We start from the raw sequence: 21,366 nt of genomic DNA, 5'->3' as shown, positions 1-21,366 counted from the left end.
TACACCAGCCATCCCCATGTACTGTCTGCTGGTGCAGAGAGTTTATGGGGCAGACACGGAGGCTGGTACGTCCACCGTGACGACCGCTGTCGCGACCGGGCTGGCCGCATTTACATGCCGCTGAGAATGCGTGAAGTTCTTGAGACATTGTTTTGTCAGCACTCCCAGCGGTCATGTATTGATATGGCTGGTTAAACATGGGCTGCATGAAGCTGATTTTTTGTCTGAAACCAGTCAGCTTATGGCCTGATGACCGTTGCTAATCCTCTGGAAACAACCATGGGTATTTGTCTCCAAACAGCTTCTTGTAGTTTGTATGTAACTTGATGTATCTCATCTGGTAGGCTGCGGCTTTCATGTCTGCTTCATGACTGCCCTCTGACTCATATCTGTCAGACATTTTCTCTGAGCCTTCAGACCGGCCATTGCAATGGTCAATCTGGCTCTTGATGCCTGGTGCGGTAAAAAAAATCTTGTCAGAAGAATTCTTGCCGTCTCCGACTCCCTCAGACCCCCACTTTTTCATACCGTCTGAAGTGATAAGCATGCTTTCATCAAGCAGCTCACGTGACAGTTTGGTTTGCCCACGGCGCAGGATAAGCATCTGCTCTCTGTAAACAGAGCTGGATGGAGGACGTAATGCTACCTTGATATATTCAGCGAAAAAGCCTGGATTAAATCCCTTGCTAAATAGCTGGGCCTTTTCAGTCGCCTCCTGCAGCTTCTTATCATGAGCGTAAAGTGCCATGATAAAGTTCTCAGGCAAGCCTAGTTCTCGCGCATGGTAGCAGTCCATCCATGAAAGCTCATCCAGATCCTGTTTGATAAAGCTCAGGGACCTGTCATATGTATACAGATCAAGCTCCTTATAGCTCCTGAGTTCCTTCTCACTGTTCTTACTCTGTCTGACTGACTGATCTCTGAGCTGAGCCTGTTTGCTGTAAAGCTCATTGACAGTACCGCTGAATACAGTCTTAACGCCCAGCTGGTTGGCCTTTCTGGCTGTATCTTTGTTGCCGGTATAAAGAACAACATCATATGCCTGCATACATATGGCGGCGCTGATGCAGCTGTCGCTGCAGAGGACGCCTGCGTTTTCACCGCTCCTGCCTTCACAACCTTCTGCAGATACCTGAGATAAATCTGGAATACCGGAGATGCTGATATAGCTCTCCCAGTCATCATTGCTCTCGTTCTTCTGGTTTTCTTTGCCTTTCTTTGCCACCATGGATGTCAGACAGTAATCAGGAGAATAGAAGACTGCACTGTCACCAAGCTCAATGATCGCTCTCTGAGCATGATTGGCTATCAGCTTCATTGCCGGGTCAAAGTGAAACCTGCGATAGAAAAGTCCTGTAAGCACAGTAGATGGAATGACAATAGTGCGACGTCCTACTGCCCTGACGATGTTGTGGTAGTTACCCATGAGAAATTCGGCATCAACTACAGCCAACGGCTCACTGCGACTGACAACATTTTGGTCTGATAAGCTCAAGGCTGCTGTAGCTGGATCAGGAATGCACCATGAGTCGCTCATAAGAGACTTGAAATCAGCTGACTCTTCATGCTTTGAGTAAATACATAAGAATAACTCTTTGAGCTCCTTTGCCTTTGTAATCAAACTACTGGAGTTAAAAAGCTCCCATGAAACAGGGCAGTTATATACAGCCTGATAAATAAGCCTGCTGATGTTATTAACGCAGGCAAGTCCCCTGTGACTGAGCAGCTCCCTGGTAAGTCCAGAAGCACTATAGAGCTCATTGAACTCCCTGATATCATCGAGCCACTCCATACCTTTGATGCCAAGATTGTCATAAAGATTATCGGAATACTTGTTTGTGAGGACATCCAGACAGCGCACAGTCTCCAATCTGTCATTTGCCATAGACACATTGAAAGGGAAGTGTTTAAGGAAAGAGTAAAGCTGATTAAGTTGCTCTTCTGTCTCGACAAAATCGAGGCGGTCAACAAGACGCTGCAATCCGTCCTGTGTACATCCCTGAGGACAGACATTGAAATGCCTGAGAAGCTCAGGATGTATCCTTATTAGGCTGTCTGGCAGATTGTCCACCGGCAGAACCTGAGCCAGAGCAACCAAAGCCTGCGCATCATTACACTCAACCGACGGAAGATTAACCATGTCCACAAACTCCATTTCATATATGAACAGCAAAGGGAGTTTTACACTGCTATCCTGCCAGTTGCAGTCAAGTGACTCAGGACTGAGAAGCATGGCCTTTTTGTCCGTGTAATCAAGCACCATAATCTTTCTCTGGATATGCTTTACAAAACGCCAGTATCCATACTCTTTCTGACAGTCCCTCTCCATTCCGTCCTGCTGGCACTTTGCTTTGTACATCGACTTTAGATCGTCAGCCACTCTGACTGCACTGGCCATAACAAAGCCGACTTTACGAGGCCATGATCTGTCACTGCTTTTTCCTTCAGGCAATGGCCACCATCTGTCCAGGACACCGGCTGAGCTGCAGGTCCTGGTTTCATCCCCGGAAGCAGCTGCATCTGTATCCTCTTCCAGAGCATGTAGCCAGGTTACTGAACTGTCATCACACTCATCAGCAGGCTTGATTGCGCAGTAGTCTTTTTCAGGCCACAGCACCATACAAACAGAATGTGGGGACTTTTCCAGTATGAACTCCAGAGCTGTCAACTGAGGCCCATCCACTCTCTCACGGCCCAGAAAGTCCTTATACCTGCTGCGCTCAAACCGACTCATCATGTCCAGATAAAGCTCATGTCCAATTACAAAAACCTGACCACGGCTTTTTTCCATAAGTTTTATCGGTAAATTCAGAGCTCTGGCTCCATTAGAGAGGCACCATGATGCAGATTCGGATTCGCTTCTGAAAGTATCAGGATCTGGCAAAGCTGATGGCATCAAGGCACAGTCACTTGTAATCACACCTGCACGATGATTTACGAAGCTGTGCTCGATATCCGTGTCATTGCAGCTGTCAACACAGGCATTGGCTGCGGTGTCAGCAGCAGATGATGGTACTGATATCCTGAGTGCACCTGTGTGTACTTTGGCAATGCTTTCGGACTCCTGCTCAAGCGCGGAGAATACTGGCCTGATCAGATTTTCGTAGAGAAAATTCCTGTCAGCATCAGCAAGCCATGATGCAAAGTATTCATCGCCGCTGCTGAGAGTCAGCTCATGACTTTCGTTAACTTTTATAACGAAAGGAGCCTGCAGCAACATGCAAGTACTGTCATGCGATTGGCCCGGGGAGTGTTCCAAATTACCATGGTCCTGAATGGTCTTATCCAGCAACCTCCTCCGGGTCAGTGCCATCACCTCATGGCTAAGACTGCCAGTATTATCAGAATTGCTCAAAACCTGTCCTGAATACATGCAGATAACTTCACAGCCTGCGTCAACGCTGAAATCATCTGACATTACGAGATCCACTTTTTCACATGTTTTTCCCCTTTTCATGATTAAGTCATCAAAACTGCTGAGGCCTGAAACTGCCCGTTCCTGCTCATGTTTCCCATGGAGCTCAACAAATCCACGAAACAGCACTTGGAACTCAAAAATCGTACTCATATACACTTCCTTAATTTGTTATGTTTGCTGACACTAAGCTGCCCGCAAGCAGCCCTGAGCACAGTAACCACAGGTCGCAGGGCAATGCCTGACAAGCGTCGCCTGCTGCAGCATGTGCTTATGGCAGCCTGATGACGCTGCCCTTAAAACTGCGGTTATGTTCTGCCATGAAGCCCCGTGGTGTCGCCCTGCCCCGACACCAGCCCCATGTCATGGCTGCAGGTGCAGAGAGTTTATGGGGCTGACACGGCGGCACGGCCAGCCGCCGTGACGGCAGCTGACAGTGCACATGGTGCGTCAGGATTTTGTCTGAAGACCGAGCTGTCCTGCCTTGATATTGCACTGGCGGTCTGATGAATAGAAAACAGTATTGTTGAACATATACCTGAGAGCTGCAGCCAGAATGCGGTCATCCTGGTTGGTCTGGGTGTTGACGCTTCTTACCATGTTAATGAGCGGCTCACTTGCAGTAATGATCTTCATTCGGTCCCTGATCATTTCCAGAGAGTTAAGGCTGCGGCTTACCTTGTCCTTGACTGACTGAGCTTTGTTGCGTGAGTGCTTGATACCGTCAAGCTCGCTCATGACAGTGTCAGGAATCAGCACGGTTCGATCATGGAACAGGCGGTGCAGATCAGTGGCGTGATCAAGAACATAATTGGTGTCAAGAACAGCATAGGATGCCTTTCTGTTTACAGGCTCAAAGATCTTGAAAATCTCACGACGTACCCGGCTGAGCGGCTCAAAGTACTGCTCTACAGAATCAAAATCCTTTTCCTCAAACAGCTCCATCATCTCAAGCTGCAGATTGTCAGGATCCAGAAGATCAGGCCACAGATCTTTCTGCCCAATAAGGCTCTGAGGTCTGTTGCTGTCAAATCCGTCAGCAAACTCACGCAGCTTTATCAGGCGGCTGAACTCATAGACATCAAAGTTGAGTTTGCTGCCCTGTCCGCTCAGTGCAGCAATGTTGAACAGTTTCCTGTTCCGGCCTGAATTTCTGCTGCTGACATAACCAAGACTGCGCCTCATGACCTCGAAACGAATGCCGGTGTCAAAAGACTTAAGCGAGAGCTTCTTGCGGCCATAGGAGCTGTAGACTGTTTTATTGAGGCGATCGAGCTCATCAGAGGAGCTGACTGAATGCAGTCCTTTAAAGAAGGAGTCCGGCACCGAGTCAATCTTGACAAAGCCCCTGTCAATCAGGCTTTCGAGGCGATTCACAGTGAAAGGACCCACATGATTATGGACTGATATCTGACCTGCCATCCTGCTCATCATGACCAGCTCTTCGTCGCTGCAGGCAGCAAAAGGCCGCATCTGAAGCATATCCGGAGCATTTATTGCCCATACCGAAGCACGGTCCAGTTCAAAAGTCTGACCGGCAAAATGGCAGTCAACATGTTCAGGCCTGAGCAGCAGGCTCTCGCCTGATCTGAGATTGACCATTGCCATGAAGGAAAAGCTGTCATTGATGATCCTTTGCCAGCACTCTCTGACTTTCTTCTGATCCTTGCTGTCACTGACCGCTTTGGCATTGACTTCATACTCACGGGCAAGTTCAGGTCGGCTGCGCATCATAAATCCGGTATGCTTCCATGGATTTACAGCACTGATACGTCGGGCAAATTCCCGGGCTGCAGCGCTGATCTCTCCGGTGGCATAGTCCGTCATGTCATGCAGTGAGTCTGCATTGTCCTGGTCAAGCACTATCACCATGGTAGGTCTGCGGTGGCGCTCTCTTTTATCCAGAATCTCGTGCATAAACATGGTCACCACATCCTGATTGCAGCAGCCAACATATGTCTCATCGTCAGCGGTCATGCCCAGCATGCGCTCAACCATGGAGCGATCGCATATCACCACTGCAGGCTCATCATTGTCCATGAAACGCCAGCAGCTGAGATCAGGATTGTCCCGACGCAAACAGGATCCGTCTGCAGCCCGGTAATAAAGATCCGTGGCCATGAAGCTGATTTTGTGCTTGGCACCATCAGGCATGGACGGCATGAACTGACCTGATGCAATGACTTCATGCTCCTGCTCATTTTCCCGGCCTCTTCTGGTCAGAGCCTTTTTCAGGCCCGAAAACAGATCTGTTTTATGCTCGGATAAGGCCTCCATGGCGCCCTGACAGGCCTTGCGGTGCATGGTGGCGATGCGTGACAGCAGCGGAGAAATCAGATAATTGAGCTTGAGTCTGTCATCACAGCGGTTCAAAAATGAATCAACCATGCCTTCTGAAGAAAACAGTGACAGATTGCCGCTGCCAGGCTCGATCATTATCTTGATCTCCGAGGTCACGGTACCTGCTTCCTCATCAAGAGGCTTAAACTCTACACCGTTTTCTGTCAGAGAGCAGTCCTCAGGAAACAATCTGCCATCATTTACTCTGGCTACAGCCATGTGGCGCAGCAGATCATCTGAGGCAACTGCCGAAGGCGGTACGGGATCTGTCTGCTCAAAGACAGCGCTGTCGGCACGACCCCCTGAGCGCCCGGTACCTGAGCGTCCGGTACCTGAGCGTCCACCCCCGGCGCGCATGGCGCCTGCCCCGGCTCCCGCCGCCGCTCCAGCTCCGGATGCCTGTGAGGCACTGCACTGCCAGGAGAGCTTAAGGCGGGATGAAGAAACCTGAGAGTCGTTCTGTTCAGTTTTCTGTGAAGCTGCCGACTGCTCATAGAAGTCATCATCATCATAACCATCGTCATCGCCATGATACTGGTCATGATCAGTTTTGAGAGCACTCTTGATTTCTTCTTTGTCTACGAAGCGATCATAGAATGGACAGAAATAGAGGTTCTCCTCCTTGAGATTAGGCTTGCCGACAAAGCGCTTGTATTTGTAAAAGCGACTTGCATTGTCGTTAACATCAAAATCACCGACCAGCGCCTCCTCGAGCCTGTCTGAGGTTATTTCCTCCCCTTCAGAACCGTACATCTCGATCATGTCTTCGCTCATCAGATTATCCAGGGCATTGTGGACAAAGCCATCATCAATGCGCAGTTCACGGGTGAGCTCAAAAAGAGGAATGTCCTCGTACCCGCTGTCCTGAAGCGAGGTATCGCACAGCAGAGCCAGTACCAGCTCTTCAGGCATGGTCAGAACGCGTACCTTGGCATACTCGTACGTGATGGCATAAGGCGTGGCTGAGGCACTGAGATCAAAAGCAAGCAGATCTACGCGCTTTTCTTTTTCTGTTTTGCTCATCTTCCTACTCTCCATCCTTATCCTGAGTGCCTGCCTGATCATCTGCGGCATCATGATTAACTGTTATGCCATCTGCAGCCTGCCCGTTTCTGAACACTTTTGGTCCTGCAGATCCTGAACTGTTCCCGGCACGTAACTGTGCGCCTCTGCCCTTGCTCTTAACGCTGCCCCTGCCGGAGGCGGATGCCATGCTCTGACTTCTGATGGCCTCATCATCAGGCAGGGTCATCAGGAACTCCCTGGTAGTGGTAATTGAGCCGTCTTTGGCTGTGAACTCCAGGTAGTCAAACATATTCTTGTAGACCATTCTGTCGTCGTAGCCGGTGCTGTCCATGCGCGGCAGTCTGACTGAACGGTTCTGCAGCATGTTGCGGGCACCAAAGACCATAAGAAGGTTCTGGGCACGGCTCATGGCCACGTTGATAAACTCAAAGCGGGCAATATTGGCTCTGCCCGAACCGAACTTCTGGTCCATTGGTCCGCCGTTGTTCTTGACCAGGGACAGGATAATCACCGGCTTTTCCTTGCCCTGATAGCGGATCACGGTATTGATCTCCACATCAATGCAGGAGAAGAGGTTGTTGTTGCGGCCAAGCAGTTTTGAGATTTCAGAACGAATAACTCTGCACTGAGGCTGATAGAAAGACACCACACCAACCTTGAGACGGTTATCACGACTGTAGCCCTTAAGTGAGCACTGACGGTCTATGTCCACAAGAGTACGGGCAATCAGGCGGGCCTCAACCTCATTGACATTGCGCTCCTTTGAAATCTGGAAAGATGCGCCTTTCTCATTGAGAGTGGTATCCACCCACAGCACATGATCTTTTTCGCTCATTAACCTGGTGCCTGACGGTGTGGTAAATGAAAGGCCATGTTCACGTGGCTGTTCAGGATTACCGCAGATCAGGGCGTCATCATAGAAGCGGTTGATGAGCTGCATAATGGCTGGATGCATGCGGAACTGGATGTTAAGACGCTGTCTTAAGGTATCCGGACACTTTTCAAACAGTTCCTTGAACAGACTGGCAGTAACCATGTCCTGATAGCGCTCCAGATTTTGCTGGGTAAGCGCAGCCGGAGAGGTGGTGTCCTGAGCTGCCTGTCTGGCGTCATGGTCAAAGCCATAATCATCTACAGACTGTTCGACATGCTCGCTGAGAGAGACGCCGTCAGACTCATTGAAAATTGGCGGAAGCTGGCGGTGATCGCCTACCAGAATGGCGCGCGGGGCACGCATCAGAGGCAGCAGCATCTCAAGAGGAGTTGCCTTTGAAACCTCATCGATAATGACCACATCAAAGCCGTCAAATTTGTTGTTGACAAGGGTCTTCTCGCTTTCATTGCAGGACATGGCCACCACATTGCAGCTGGCCAGATATGTGTCCTTCATAAGCTTCCATTCTTTTGTTGCACGCTCTTCAGGATTCTTGAGAATCTCTGCCATCTTGCGATACAGAGGCAGCATCTGGCCGTTTGATTTTTCAAAGCTGACAAGCTGCTCCTGAACCATGGCCTGCATCTTCTTCTGCTCTTCAAGCAGACGGGCAAGATCAGCATCATCAAGACGCCAGCGGCGGCCTCCGCGCCTTAGTACAAGGGCCCCGCCGGAGCTTACTGACCTGTCGTCCAGGACCTCTGCAGCTGCACCACCTGCCACACCGGCCTGCCCGCTAAGTGCATCGCCAGTACCGACATCAGCTGCGCTGAGTGCAGCCAGTCCGTCTTCGGATGCGCGCTCATCAGCGGCTCTGCGTACGTGCCTGTTTGACTGCCTTGCAAGCGAGGTGAGCACAGTACGGGTAAGCTCAGGCACAGCCAGATCCGTTGAGGTTGCGGCGTCCTGCCCGGATGCAGCTCCTTTCCTGGATGCTGAGCCCTTCCTGGATGCGGCCCCCTTGCTCGATGCGTCTCCATTACTGGATACTGCAGCCTCATTCTTTGCTTCCAGCTGACTTGCAAGTTCCGGCAGCCCCAGATAAATGTCTCTTAAAGAGGCTTCATGCTGGTACTGGGTATCCAGCCACTTTTCAAGACGCTCTTCGGTCTCCTTGTACTCAGCATTGATAAGCTCAAGCTCCTGCTTTGCTCTGCGGGCTGTGCTTAAAGACTCATCCAGGGCTTCGCTCTTGCTGAGCAGCTCAAGCTCCATATTTGCAGCAGCCTCAATACCTCTGGCCATGGCACGGTTTAGAGTGCGGTTGAAATTGACAATCATGGAGCTGCGATCTTTCAGCCAGAACCTGAGCTGGCCTTCATCTCCAATATCACGTACCTGGATGAAATCAGGGAAGCGCTCTGAATAATCACCACATACGGAAGCAAGGCCCGCCCCTGCAGCGTTGCTGCCAAGAGTCAGAGCCGTGCGACGTCCATTCAGACGGCGCAGTTCATCGAGCATGCTGTTATCAATTTCATCAGATGCCCCCAGCTGCTCTTTGAGCAGGGAAATCTGCCTTTTGATGCTTTCAAGCTCGGCCTTGTTCTGAGCGCTTACAGATGACCTTTGTGTCCCTGTGTTCTCCAGATCCATTTTCATTGATGACAGATCAAGGTTCAGCTGATGCCACATCCTGCAGACAGAGGCAATGATGGCGCCGCGCCTGTCATGATGATCAAGGTAATCATCAGCAAAGGCTCCGACCTCAGGGAGCAGCTGCTCCAGTCGCATAAAGGCCTCTCCGGCCGCCATGAGCTTTTCATCATCAGGCCAGGTAATATTGGCAAGGACCACATCAATGGAGCTGTTCTCCCTGAGAGCATCACGCAGCTGCAGCACGTCCGGGCTCTCACTGGCAATACAGATCTGCTGAACTGCCTTGAAGAAGTTCTGCAATGTTTCCAGGGCATTGATACGGCCATCAATGATCTGCTGCTCTCTGAGTACATCATCAGATACAGTCAAAAGACGCTCCTGGCTCTGACGCATGGCGCTTACAGCTTCAAGATCAGATCTGACTGAGGCTATTGATGAGAGCAGGAAATCAAACTCCTCAGTCCATTCTTTCAGTCCTGATGCAGTGTTCTGCAGCTGAGTAAGACGTCCCAGACAGCGACCATTGAGATCATCGGCAATTGCCTGGTACTGACGGCCCAGCACGGCACTTTCAGTAAAGGATTTGCCCTCATCGGTAATACGTTCAGAGAACCTGGCCAGACGTATGACCTTGAGCTGAGGGTTGCTCTGCAGACGTGACAGAGCATTATCAAGGGCATCATGGGACTGACTTGCAAGCAGCACCCTGTTGCCGCGCCCGGCCAGCTGCATGCAGGCCTCTGCAATGACCGTGGTCTTGCCTGTACCTGGCGGGCCCTGAACAAGGCAGATATTAGGCGCACTGATCATCTTGCGCACAGCCAGCTTCTGAGCCTCATTGAGACTGTCGTTATACCAGGTGTCAATCTCCTCAATTGACTCAGGCTCAAGAGCCGAGGTGATATCAAAAAGATAACCGGACAGATGAGGGGCGTAACAGGAATCATTGGAATACAGATTCCTGAGAGCTTCACGATGGCGGTTGATCAGGGCCAGATCACCTAAAAGGGAAATGGATATGAATCCCTGCCTTGGCATGCCTTTGAAGGCCTTGCGCAAAAGCACGGATGGATCACGGGGATCGACAGAGCGTGCTTTGCCATCGCCCTTCTCTTCACGTGGAACATAATCAAAATCAATTTTCGACAGCTCATTTTCCAGATCTTCAGATGGCTGTACTTTGATCAGGGCCATAACAGCTCTGTCAGGATTAAGGCTGGTGCGGCCCTCCTTGACTATGTCCAGGAGCATTGCTCGAGCATGAGCAATGTCGTCAGGGTTTGCGAAATCATTGCCACCACGTGAACTGCCACGGCGCAGGTCGAGAACGGTGACACCGCCAGGCACAATCTGTCCCATCTGACTGAAGGCAGAACTAAGAGAGTTGTTATTGTCCTTGCCCAGCTGGAGACTGAAGATCATGGAGTCAGATGAAACTTCAATTTTGTAGGCATGGACAACCTCTCTTTTCATGGTGCTGATGGCTCTGTCCATTGAGAACCTGTCAGGAGCCACAACATAAAAGAGGATACATCCCGAATGCCTGTCGTAACTCCATAACAGATAGCGCAGGCCCTGAGCCTTGTGCTTGACCAGATTGTCCTTAAAGTCAAGGAAGTCGCTCCAGCCCTTGAAACGGGCCGCATTCTTCAAGGCAAAAGGCTCAAGAGAGGTAACCTGTCTGAGGTTGAGTACATTGCCCGACCTTGTGCCTGGTCTGTCATCAGGTGGAAACTCGCTTCCTCCAAGCAAATGGAATTTGACCTTTGCCATAAGCTCATAAGGAGCCGGCTCAGACTGACCAAAAGTAATGGAGGCACGTCTTATCTGAAGAAATGGCGAATCTGTATCGCGCTTGCGGGTACCTACAAGACACAGTGCCACATTTTCCGGCAGCTCCGGAAAGGAAGTATGACCAGGAATACGGATACAGTAGTAGTCGTACTGACGATCAGGGCTGTCATCACCAGGTCTGTTGTTGATATTGCTGATACAGCATACAAGATCATGGCTCAGATCCTGAGGAAAGAAGCGCATGAGGAAGCTGCGTGACAGCTCTTCGTCGCTTTTTCCGGATCGGTCGCGGTTGAACTCAGGATACAGATGGCGATACTTGCGCAGGGCAAAATCCACGCTTTTTGCCAGGGTGATCATGGCATCGCCAGCTGGCGGCAAACGCCAGTAGACAGTGCCGCTGACAGGGGCAGATGATGCCGAATCTGAGGCAGATCCGGAGACAGAGTCTGCACTGTTTGATGATTGAGATGAACCGCCCTGAGCTCGGAATCTCAGGTCATCAACTCTGGAACGACTGACTGATAAGAGTCTGGTTGTCATATGAATGCTCTGTTCACAACCCACCATGCCCGAAGTCAAAAGACCTGAGAAGTGACTGAAAGAAGAGCATAGAAAAGAAGAAGGTGAGGATGGCCGTAAAGCCGGCTCAGCAGCCGCAGTCAGTCTCCAGAGGAGATGCAGCAAGACAGATATGACAGATTCAGGACCTGATAAGACAGCTGCCCTGTAACCTGCCCGCCCCACGCCTCAAGGCGTGGAGGCAGGCCCGGCCTCGCCATGCCCCGCCATGCCCGGCAAGGCCTCGCCACCACCGGCCATGAAGGCCGGTGCGAGGCCACGGGGCCGTGAGCTGTGGAGCCATGTGCTCCTCAGGGCATGTGCCGAGCCTTATGGCATGCGACATTTACTGCCCTGGCGATGGCATCCAGGGCATAATGTGCAGGCAACGCAGCTGACCGCCTTGTTGGCTGGCAGTGATTTTTCCCGATCAGATGGACGGCTGTTATCTTAATACCAGGTTCATGACTGCAGGCCGCTGACGGCCAAAGGCATAAGCCTCAGGTACAGGCCGGACATGAATAAGCCACTTGCAGACCCGGCCGCTTTACTCCATGAGCTGATTTCATGCACATGAAGGTGAGGCTCAATGCCTGCTCAGGCTTTGCCCTGTCAGGCTTTGCCGTATCAGGCTTTGCTCTGTCAGGCATTGCCTGAATCAGGTTCAGCCTGTGCACGGCCGGTTCACGGCTACTGACTGCATGCAGAGACGACAGTCGGCTGCATGAGCATGAACTCAGGACTGAGCTCATCCAGAAAGACGAGTCCATCCTGCAGCTAAGGTCTGCTGACGTCTGTCTGCGGCCTGCAGTCTGCAAGGGCTGCGCAACAGTGCACATAAACTGCTGCGGTCATACCGGTGCCGGTGCTGCCTATCCGACTGGTCTGATGTGGCATCAGGAGTTGCTGCATCAGCCAAAGTCATTCCTGCAGCACAAAGTCCATTTCAATGATTTCCTGCCAGTACACTGCAGAGAGCAGATGATGACAGCATACCTGGCCCGGAGCCCTTACTCATAAGACCTGGCGGTCACATGAGTAAAGGCTCTCGGCCCCGTCTGCCCTCTGAAAGAATCAAAAGGTCAGGGACGTCAGGCCGGTATGCCTTTCCCGTCAGTAACCCATCTGCCCGTAAAGACAGATCTGACGCTGCATCAGAGCTGTCTCTGGAGCTGGGTAAACAGCCCGCTGCATCTGTGAACTTACGAGACAGATGTAAGTTTCATGCTGTGAACCTGCAACCGGCACAAGCCGATCGGCTCGGCCTGAGGCCACTGCCCCCGCCATACGCCGTACGCCAGACGCCGTTACGGCGCCCGCACCGACACTGATGACCAGCCAGGCTGCAGGACAGCCACCGGTACAGGCAGAAGCACAGGGACAGGCCCTGGTTCATTCTCGTCCGAATCCCGCAGCTGAACTGCAGGCAAACCGCCGCTGTCGGCACACAGCTGCGTCAGCACACCAGTACTTCAGGCACAGCTGTGGATGCAGCAGGCCCGGCTCAGGACGGGCTGATGCCACGGCAGTGCAGTACTGTGCTGACCTTCCCTCACCGGTCGGCAGGCTCAGTACAGGGCGGTCCAGCAAAGGATCGGTCCTGTGTTCATGAGCATGCTGTGGACACAGTTCGGGACGCAGCAAGTCCAGTTCGGGACGCAGCAGGTCCAGTTCAGCTCGCACCGGCGCCCGCACCCGGTTTAAAACCGGAGCTCTCAGTGGCTCACAGTCGTTTCCTTACCGCCTCTCAGGGCCGTTTGAGGCCGGGAAGCACGGTTCAGGGCTGAGTCTGTGCGCATGAGCGCGCTATGGATACAGTTCTGGACGTTGCGTACAGTGCACGGCAGGCACAGTAACGGACGTATTCATCTCATTAATCTCAGGCATCATGACCTGATCTGACTTTACAGCGATTGAAACTTATTGAATTAACAACAGGAAAGACAGGATCATTGAACCATCCACAGCACAGAGAAAATTGGCTGCGGACGAGCTGATCGTATCTATATCTATCTAAAACTTCTGAAAACTGCTTTCTTCTAAATTTCTAAACTAAATTTCTTACAATCAGTTCTGCAGATGTATACAATCTCCCCCGTCCCCAATGTAAGGGGCATGACGGAGTCAAATTTTTCTACTTCAGAACAAATGATGGAAAAAATTTATTTGCACCGCAGATGCCTGACCTGAGGTCATGGACATGTCTGCAGCTCCGCACCGGGTCTGCTCAGTAAACCTTGCAGCCAGTGCCGGGTTCCCCGCCAGCAGCCAGATGAATCACCAGGGATCCCCGGCCGTCGTGGAAGTACGGGAAACTTCCGAGTAAGATTGATGTAAGTTAATGAAGAAAGCCTGTAAACAGGGCATTCAGCCGTCCCTCACATTGAGAAATTTAGATGCGGCATGTGGACAAAAGTACCATGTCCCGTCATCAAACTATCCTCCAGAGCAGTAACCAGGTCTTCTCAAACCCGTTTGCTGAAATGAAAGATACTCCTTTGTTCTAAGACAGAACATTTACAGACCGGCCATGTTCGCACAGGACTCTTCTTCCACAGAAGCTCCTGCAGCGAGCTGAGGCTGATGGTCTGAAACCGCTGAGCTGCCCATGCTTACTCAGTCAAAAGCAGCCTTTAGATAGATACTGATCAGGGGACCAGTACGGTATGGGTAACCCTTTCAATGATTGAAATCTGCAGCAGATTTTCTCTGAAAGACAGAGCAGATACCGGGCAGAGCCTCTGGGCATCTGAATCAAAGATGAGGAGGTTTGAAAGGTTTTGAACAAAACCTTCAGTCTGGAGAGGTGCTCAATGAGACCGGTTGCGGTTCATCGGGCAATTGCTGATTTGCGGCAGCATCCTGAGACATTCACCGGGCTTCAAAAGCTCAGCTGCTGTCACCGATACTGACAATGACAGAGTACACAGAAGCTCAGTCACGCTCAGCAAACTGAAAGCAGACACACAGTTGCGATGCAGCTGTGCTGACCGGCCGGTCAAAGACCTGCTGTCGAATCTGCCCCGGTTGCAGCCCTGTTCTCTGCCGTTGTTCCTGTACCCATGTCAGGCGTCAGAGCTTCAGGCGTACTGCCGGTTAACAGTGCATCTATTTTTACCATAAGGCCATACGAAAAATCAAACCGTAAAAACAAAAAAAACCAAAACATTGCCGCATTTCCTGACATAAATCAGCCCTCATACCATACGACAACCGCCTTATTTATCACGATCACCCAGCCCCAGGGCTGCCAGCATGCCCCATGGCAGCCAGCGCTCCCCCGCTGCTCCCGGCTGACTGTTCGGCAGGCTGCCCCCCTGGCAACAAGCGCTCCCCAGCGGCCCCGCTGACTGTTCGGCAGGCTGCCCCTGGCAGCCAGCGCTCCCCAGCGGCCCCGCTGACTGTTCGGCTGGCTGTCCCCCTGTCAACAAGCGCTCCCCAGCGGCCCCAGCTGACTGTTCTGCAGGCTGCCCCCTGGCAACAAGCGCTCCCCAGCGGCCCCCGCTGACTGTTCTGCAGGCTGCCCCCTGGCAGCCAGCGCTCCCCAGCGGCCCAGCTGACTGTTCTGCTGGCTGTCAACCTCGCAGCCTGCCATTCCTCAGCAGTCCCTGCTGACTAACCAGAAGACAGTCGACCAGGCTGCTGCATTGGCTTACGTTAGCCTGAATCTGAACACTATCAGCCGCGTGCACCTGATTACAGCTGGCTGCTGAACATGGCTCGTGGCTGTATGCTTGTAGGGAATGGCACTGTCTGAGGACGATGCGCAGCCCGCATGTTATTGCAAGGCTTTGTCAGGGCGTCTCAGGCTATGATGCGGTCAATGACCCTGTAGCTGTGACAATTGCGTTATGAACAGGAGCGCATGGTAAAGGGCACTGGATCCATGGCTGATGCAATCATGTATGATTCTGACTTGCCACGCAGACACAGAGGCATGACCTTTCACAGAATGCTCATGTTCATCTGGATCCGGGCATACTTTTCAGCCCGATCCAAATCAATGCCCTCTATCCCCACAAAGGCCAGCCCCGTTTATGGAGCTGGCCTTTTTCGTCATCATCAACGGCTGAGGTCAGATCTGCTGCTGGTTCCTCATCTGCGCTGCTGTGCAGAGCCACTGCTGCCCGCTGCACATAAATAACGTCATGGATCACATTCAGTCGGACTTTCTGTGGAGGGCCGCTGCAGTGACTGTTAATATCAACAGGTACCACTGTATGGCCCTGCATCCCTGCAGGTCTGCAAACTTGCAGACCATGCCTGCTCTGCAGAACAGGGCGGCCCTTCCTGCCATGGCGGTCCGGCATACCTGGCAGTCAATGAGTGACATTCAGGCAGTGCTGACAAGGTATTCCAGTTCATATCATGGCTTCCTTTGCATCCTGAGCGAGGACATGTAACTGTACAGCGCTTATGGAGGCGACGGCCTGCACGTTGCGTACGGGCCGCAATTTTAAGTCCGGGCCGGTGCAGCACATTACAGTGCAGCCACAGGGCTGCAGGAGCAAGAAATGAAAACTCACGACCAGACCACGGCCCCGTCAGCCCCAGCAGGCCACACCGTTAAAGCCGGAGCTGACTGTGCCGCCCCGTCAGGCGCAGCAGCCGACACTGGATCCTGCGCCACCGGTGCTGCAGGCACTGCACCGGCCCCGGAGGCTGCAGCTGCTGCAGCGGAGGCCATGACGGCAGCCGGGGCGGTGGTGCTGCCCGAAAAGGGCGTGGCCAGGATTAAGGCCATTAATGAGCTTGGTCAGGATGAGAGCAATGCGCCCCTGCTCTTTGACCTCGTCAAAAACGAAAAAGGCAAGTACAAAACAGCCGCCCAGCAGGCTCTGGCCATCTTCGAGTACGAGCCGGCCGCGCCCATGTGGGCCCGCATGGTCAAAGGCAAGCTCATGGGTTCATCTGTATTGCTCAAGGCCTGCTCCGACACTGTTTCTGAGGCTGCCGGTCCTGAAATTCTCAAGAGACTGAGCGCCATGCTGGACATTGCTGAAGACAGAGTGCTGACCCGCGACGAGCAGGAGCAGTTCAATCTGTGCATCAACCTGATGCTGGGCAAGGCCTCCCCGGCCATGCTTGAGGTATACCGTTACATGGCCGGACGGATTGAGAGCTTTGCCAGTCTCAGACATGCGCCGCTTTATGATGGCGACAACTGCAATACCTGGCATATTGGCGACCACATGGGCATTTATCATGTGGGTCCTGAAGAGCTGCAGAAAATTCCTGCTGTTACTCTCAGCGCCTCGCTCATTTACAGCTCCGATCCCCGACTTCACGAACTGGCAGCACAGCTTTATGCGGATCATGGCGGTGTCTGGCTGATTTCAGCCCTGATAAGCGACATCATCAACCGTCCTGGTGACGAGGTCTACAACCGCTGGTCTCCCCTGCTCAAAACCGATGACCGCGCTCTGATATGCAATGCCCTGGCGCTGCTGGACTTCTGCCAGTATCCCCGCAACTGGAAATATGAGCGCTGCAGCCCTGACGGCATGAGAGCACTGGTTTTCTGGGGCATGTCACGCTATGGGGTTTACGATTACAGCTTTGTCTTTGACCGCCCGGTCAATCTAGATGAGCGCTGGATTTACGATCTGGCCGTCAACCCGGAAGAGAATAAACCGGCCGTTACCTGGCAGAGCTATAACCGCAGCGGCGTACTCATGGAGAGCTACGATGAGATGCTGATAAGCCTGCTGCCCCTGTACCTTGAAAATGATGAGCTCAAGGCACAGCTGCGCCACTACTTCTCGGTAAGAGCCTCTCTTATCAGGGTGGAAAAGAGCATCACCGTATACAAAGATGCCGCAAAACGCTTCGGCACAGAAAAGCTGTCCTGAGGCTGTTAAACAGGCCGGATAACAGGCAGGCATATGCATGTTCTGACCTCACTGCCGGCCGCATTCAAACATCGTCAATACAGCAGTCATGCAGCCATGAACTGTCAGCTATCACTTAAGCCATGGCGGTAAGCTCATGGCAAAGGCACAGTGCACTAAGGAGATTAAATGACAACAACCTGCTTGCCTTCATGGCTGAACGGCCTGCAGCTTAACCGTGAGCCCTCAGGTGAAATATCACTGGCAGGTCCTGCAGGAACCTCTCTGTTTGAAATCTGGTATTGCGGCGAACTTTGTAAGGTCAAAGGTGAGCCTCAGCTGTACATAGTGGCAGATGACATTCATCCCCTGCTCATTGAAGCGCGCAGTATCGACGGATCAGAGCGCCATGTCATTTTTGACGGCCTGCGCCACGGATATAACGCCATGTTCTGCGACAGCTTTGACCCTGAGGCCGCTGCCCATCGACCAATGGTTCGCTATGACCACCCTGCAGCCTCGCTGGTGCTTGAGACTGGTCATGGTATTGACTATGAGGATGAAAAAGAAGACTACGAAATTGACGACAACGGCATGGTAACCATCAACTGCGGCGACCGCATTTCATGGGATCAGGTCAAAACAGATGGCATCGACTGGCTGGCCATATATATGGTCGACAGTAGCGGCAAACGCTGTCAGATTGTCAGTCTGGAGCTGGCCTGACGCACTGACTGATATTTGCCATCATCCCTTGAGATGGCGGCCTTGTGCTAACTGATGCCGTACTGTCATGACAGGCTTGACAGTAACCATGCAGGCCTTTAATGACAGACTCAGCAGTCAGCGCTGTAATGACAGGCTGCGTGCTCAGGCAGCGGGCTCAGGTAACGCCCCTGTGGCGGCCGTGTAGAGCCCACACCCTGCAGGCCTGGTGAAGCAGGATTAAATGGACAGGAGTTGAGATGGATAAGACTGAGCTGATGGAGCAGTGCGAGCGCTGGCATAATGAGAGCCAGCACGGGCGTATTATCACTGCTCTTGAGGGGCTGGGAGCGGACTGCCGCGATGCCCATGTCGACAGCATTCTGGCGCGTGCGTATAACAACAGCTCTCAGTATGGCAAGGCTGTTGAGCTGCTCAAAAAGCATGAGCAGACCATGAGCTCTGACCACTTGTGGAACTACCGTCTGGGCTATGCTCTGTATTATCTGGGGCGCTATGAAGAGGCTCTTGACTGTTTTAACCGGGCCCTTGAGGCCAGCCCTGGCGATAAGGATACCCAGCTCTTCATCCAGTTTTGCCAAAGCAGCCTTGAGCATGCTCATGACGCTGCTGATGCTGCTGACTATGATGCTGATGCTGCCGGGGAGGATGGCGATGATGAGTTTGAGGACGTGGAGGGCCTCAGGGCTCTGAGCCGTCCGGCCATAAGGCAGCGCTTTTGCGGCAATGCCCCTGAGGGCACAGGCGCAAGCCGCTTTGGTGGCAGGCCTGATGTGCCGCCAGACTTTGTCTGGCCTGAGTACGATGGAACTGACTACAGGGATAAAAAAGCCGTACGCCCGCTGTCCTTTCTGGCTCAGTTCAACTGTGCCGACCTTGCGCCCTATGACAGTGAACATCTGCTGCCCGATCATGGTGTGCTCTCTTTCTTCTATGAAGTCCTGAGCATGACCTGGGGCTTTTCCCCTGAGGATATGGGCAGTGCCCGGGTATACTGGTTTGAGGACGCCAGTGTCCTGCGCCCGGCTGACTTTCCTGAAAACATGGACAAAGACTGCAGATTTCCCCAGATCGGAGTGCAGTTTGAGCCCCTGACTACCTGTCCTGACAGCGTCGATTATGTGGCTGTCACCAATGCTGCCCGCAACCATGAAATCAGCAGTTTTCAGCCAATGAGCGTGCACGAGCGCTGCAAGGTATTTTCCGAGAGCTTTACCAGGGCCAGAGATAAGATTATGGGCCTTAACAGTGAGAACTTCGAGCCTCACTCATGGCTGCTGGGCTGGCCTGAGGTTATTCAGAACAGCATGTTTTATAAGTGCGAACTGGTAACGGCAGGCTATGAAACCGGTCGCGCCCCTGAGCTCATTCCCTCAGAAACGAGGAAAGCAGCTGAGCTTACCGCCCATGAAAAATGGACCCTGCTCATGCAGATGGACACGGTTGAGGCCGATGATTTTGAGCTGATGTGGGGCGATTGCGGCCATATCTACTTCTTTATCAAGCGCGAGGACCTGGCCGCCCGCAACTTCGACAACTGCTGGCTCATCCTGCAGTGCTACTGACCTGCAAACAAAGCTGTGCAGCCCCGTCAAACCCATGGCCCCGCTGCCCCCATGATATGCGGCCCTGTGGCCCGCTGCTGGAGCACTTAACTTCAGGCCACAGCCACTGCTGCAGTACTGTCTTGCGGACCTGTAGACCTGGTTGCTCTCCAGGCGCCTGCCTGCAACTGCAGTAAGCTGCAGCTCGTAGCAGGACCAGCGGCAAAAGCGACTATATTGCCCGAGGCCATCATGGCAAGCCGACAGCGAAGCATGGCAGCTGCACTGCTGTGCAGCCCCTGTCAGCTGTTGTCCTTGATTTTCTGCTCGAGCTCTTCAAAGGTGTCGCATTGAATCATCTTGACCTGGCGGTCATCATCAGGACTGCATACCAGGAAAAAGTGAGTGCCCTTTGCTGACTCGTCTACCCCGTCCCAGCCATAGGAAAGGATATAGCGGCCCTCAAGCATGCGTCCTGTGTCCTTTACAGTGCGGCCATGGCCTGCTGTCTTGTTGAATCTTTCGACAAAGTGTTCAGGAGAAAATTCAGCCATATTGTTTTTACCTGCTATTTGTTCTGTATACCCTGTAAGCTGACCCTGAGCGCCGCTGCCCGAGGTTAACCCCCTCAACAGCATGAAACGGGCAATGAGCAAGGGCAATTGTCACTGAGCTCAGTTATCCTGGCACTGAGCACAGCTCATCACGGTAAGTCCATCAGGTCCTGCTGCCTGAAAGGCCCGATGACACATGGAGCTCTGCCGCATGAATATCCATAGGGCACATGGGGCTCTGTTGCATTTAAGGTCCCGAGGACATATGGGGCTCAGTTGCATTAAGGTCCCGAGGGCACATGGGGCTTTATTTTATGATTGCGGTAAGCACTTTTGGGATGAGTCCCTTGCCTGTCAGCTCTGAGAGCTATTTGTTTTCGGTGCATAACAATACCACCAAAATGGACTCAGGTGAGCTTTTCTTACCTGAGCTGCCCTGCCATGACATACTGTCAATGGCAGCTGGCACCGGCTGCTGGCACCTTCTGCTGCCGGCTGCTGCCACTGACGGATGGCCCCACCGTCACCCATGACTGTCAGCCATATCGGCATTCGTTATTTGCCGGTCTGTGCATTTTCATGAGGATTAAGGAGAAGTCTATGAAGAAGTTTAACCCTGCTTATGTTCTGCTCAAGGACATGTACGAAGATGATTACTACCCTGCTTTTCTGGTAGACAAGGTGCGTGATGAGCTCATATCAGTCATTGAGCTGCTTGAAAGCGGTGAGACTGACATTGAGCGCATTCAGGACAGCCTTGACCGCGCAGTAGAGGGTATCAACGATCTTCAGGATGAGTTTGATGCCCATGACAGCGAGATTGAGACTGTTGCCCGTGAGAGCATTGGCGAGAGCGTAACCTACATTCTCAGCTGGTTTGGTATTGGTATCGACAGTGAGGAAGCCATTCGTGCGCGCGACTGGTAAGAGCAACAGCAGCTGTAAAGCAGGTACGGTAAAGGAGTCCGGCTCCGGCTCAGGTTCAGGCACAGGCTCCGGATCGGCCCGCCCGGGCAGGCCCCACTCTGGCCTGCACGGGCAA

General features: G+C 52.6%; 8 protein-coding genes. 4 read left to right on the top strand and 4 right to left on the bottom strand.

Going from position 1 to position 21,366, the window contains the following annotated elements; genetic code table 11:
• Positions 1-259: 259 nt before the first annotated feature.
• The 3 genes from MXE41_RS03300 to MXE41_RS03290 form a co-directional block, all read right to left on the bottom strand.
• A complete protein-coding gene (locus MXE41_RS03300; protein WP_247099357.1) occupies positions 260-3,220 on the bottom strand; it encodes a hypothetical protein in 2,961 nt (986 codons plus the stop codon).
• 645 nt (positions 3,221-3,865) lie between these two features.
• Positions 3,866-6,778, bottom strand: coding sequence for a PIN domain-containing protein (locus tag MXE41_RS03295; protein WP_247099356.1), 2,913 nt, complete (start codon positions 6,776-6,778; stop codon positions 3,866-3,868).
• 4 nt (positions 6,779-6,782) lie between these two features.
• Entirely contained in the window at positions 6,783-11,651 is a 4,869-nt protein-coding gene (locus tag MXE41_RS03290) for an AAA domain-containing protein (RefSeq protein ID WP_247099355.1), read from the bottom strand.
• A 4,532-nt stretch (positions 11,652-16,183) separates the two neighbouring features.
• On the opposite strand from MXE41_RS03290, the gene MXE41_RS03285 reads away from it, so the two are divergent.
• The 3 genes from MXE41_RS03285 to MXE41_RS03275 all read left to right on the top strand — a co-directional run bounded on the left by MXE41_RS03285 (position 16,184) and on the right by MXE41_RS03275 (position 19,791).
• Positions 16,184-17,521 carry a hypothetical protein gene (locus tag MXE41_RS03285; protein WP_247099354.1) on the top strand — a complete coding sequence of 446 codons (1,338 nt, stop codon included), beginning with the start codon at positions 16,184-16,186 and terminating at the stop codon, positions 17,519-17,521.
• Between the two features lie 168 nt (positions 17,522-17,689).
• Positions 17,690-18,226 (top strand): hypothetical protein, encoded by a 537-nt coding sequence (locus MXE41_RS03280; protein ID WP_246976448.1) that lies wholly within the window; start codon positions 17,690-17,692, stop codon positions 18,224-18,226.
• A gap of 239 nt (positions 18,227-18,465) precedes the next feature.
• Positions 18,466-19,791 carry a DUF1963 domain-containing protein gene (locus MXE41_RS03275; protein WP_247099353.1) on the top strand — a complete coding sequence of 442 codons (1,326 nt, stop codon included), beginning with the start codon at positions 18,466-18,468 and terminating at the stop codon, positions 19,789-19,791.
• A gap of 281 nt (positions 19,792-20,072) precedes the next feature.
• Here MXE41_RS03275 and MXE41_RS03270 read toward each other — a convergent pair whose 3' ends face one another.
• Positions 20,073-20,324 (bottom strand): hypothetical protein, encoded by a 252-nt coding sequence (locus tag MXE41_RS03270; protein ID WP_247099352.1) that lies wholly within the window; start codon positions 20,322-20,324, stop codon positions 20,073-20,075.
• A gap of 600 nt (positions 20,325-20,924) precedes the next feature.
• Between MXE41_RS03270 and MXE41_RS03265 the strand changes: the two genes are divergently transcribed.
• Complete coding sequence (locus tag MXE41_RS03265; protein ID WP_247099351.1) at positions 20,925-21,251, top strand: DUF5713 family protein; 327 nt, start codon at positions 20,925-20,927, stop codon at positions 21,249-21,251.
• Positions 21,252-21,366 lie beyond the last annotated feature (115 nt).

This window comes from Anaerobiospirillum sp. NML120449, from assembly GCF_023051105.1.
Taxonomy (GTDB): Bacteria; Pseudomonadota; Gammaproteobacteria; order Enterobacterales; family Succinivibrionaceae; genus Anaerobiospirillum.
Note: the sequence above shows the minus strand (reverse complement) of the source record. Positions and strands in the feature narration are given on the sequence as shown.

Coding starts and splice junctions, on each gene's coding strand:
- MXE41_RS03285 (WP_247099354.1), top strand. CDS start 16,184: ATGAAAACTCACGACCAGACCACGGCCCCGTCAGCCCCAGCAGGCCAC.
- MXE41_RS03275 (WP_247099353.1), top strand. CDS start 18,466: ATGGATAAGACTGAGCTGATGGAGCAGTGCGAGCGCTGGCATAATGAG.
- MXE41_RS03280 (WP_246976448.1), top strand. CDS start 17,690: ATGACAACAACCTGCTTGCCTTCATGGCTGAACGGCCTGCAGCTTAAC.
- MXE41_RS03300 (WP_247099357.1), bottom strand. CDS start 3,220: ATGTTGCTGCAGGCTCCTTTCGTTATAAAAGTTAACGAAAGTCATGAG.
- MXE41_RS03270 (WP_247099352.1), bottom strand. CDS start 20,324: ATGGCTGAATTTTCTCCTGAACACTTTGTCGAAAGATTCAACAAGACA.
- MXE41_RS03290 (WP_247099355.1), bottom strand. CDS start 11,651: ATGACAACCAGACTCTTATCAGTCAGTCGTTCCAGAGTTGATGACCTG.
- MXE41_RS03265 (WP_247099351.1), top strand. CDS start 20,925: ATGAAGAAGTTTAACCCTGCTTATGTTCTGCTCAAGGACATGTACGAA.
- MXE41_RS03295 (WP_247099356.1), bottom strand. CDS start 6,778: ATGAGCAAAACAGAAAAAGAAAAGCGCGTAGATCTGCTTGCTTTTGAT.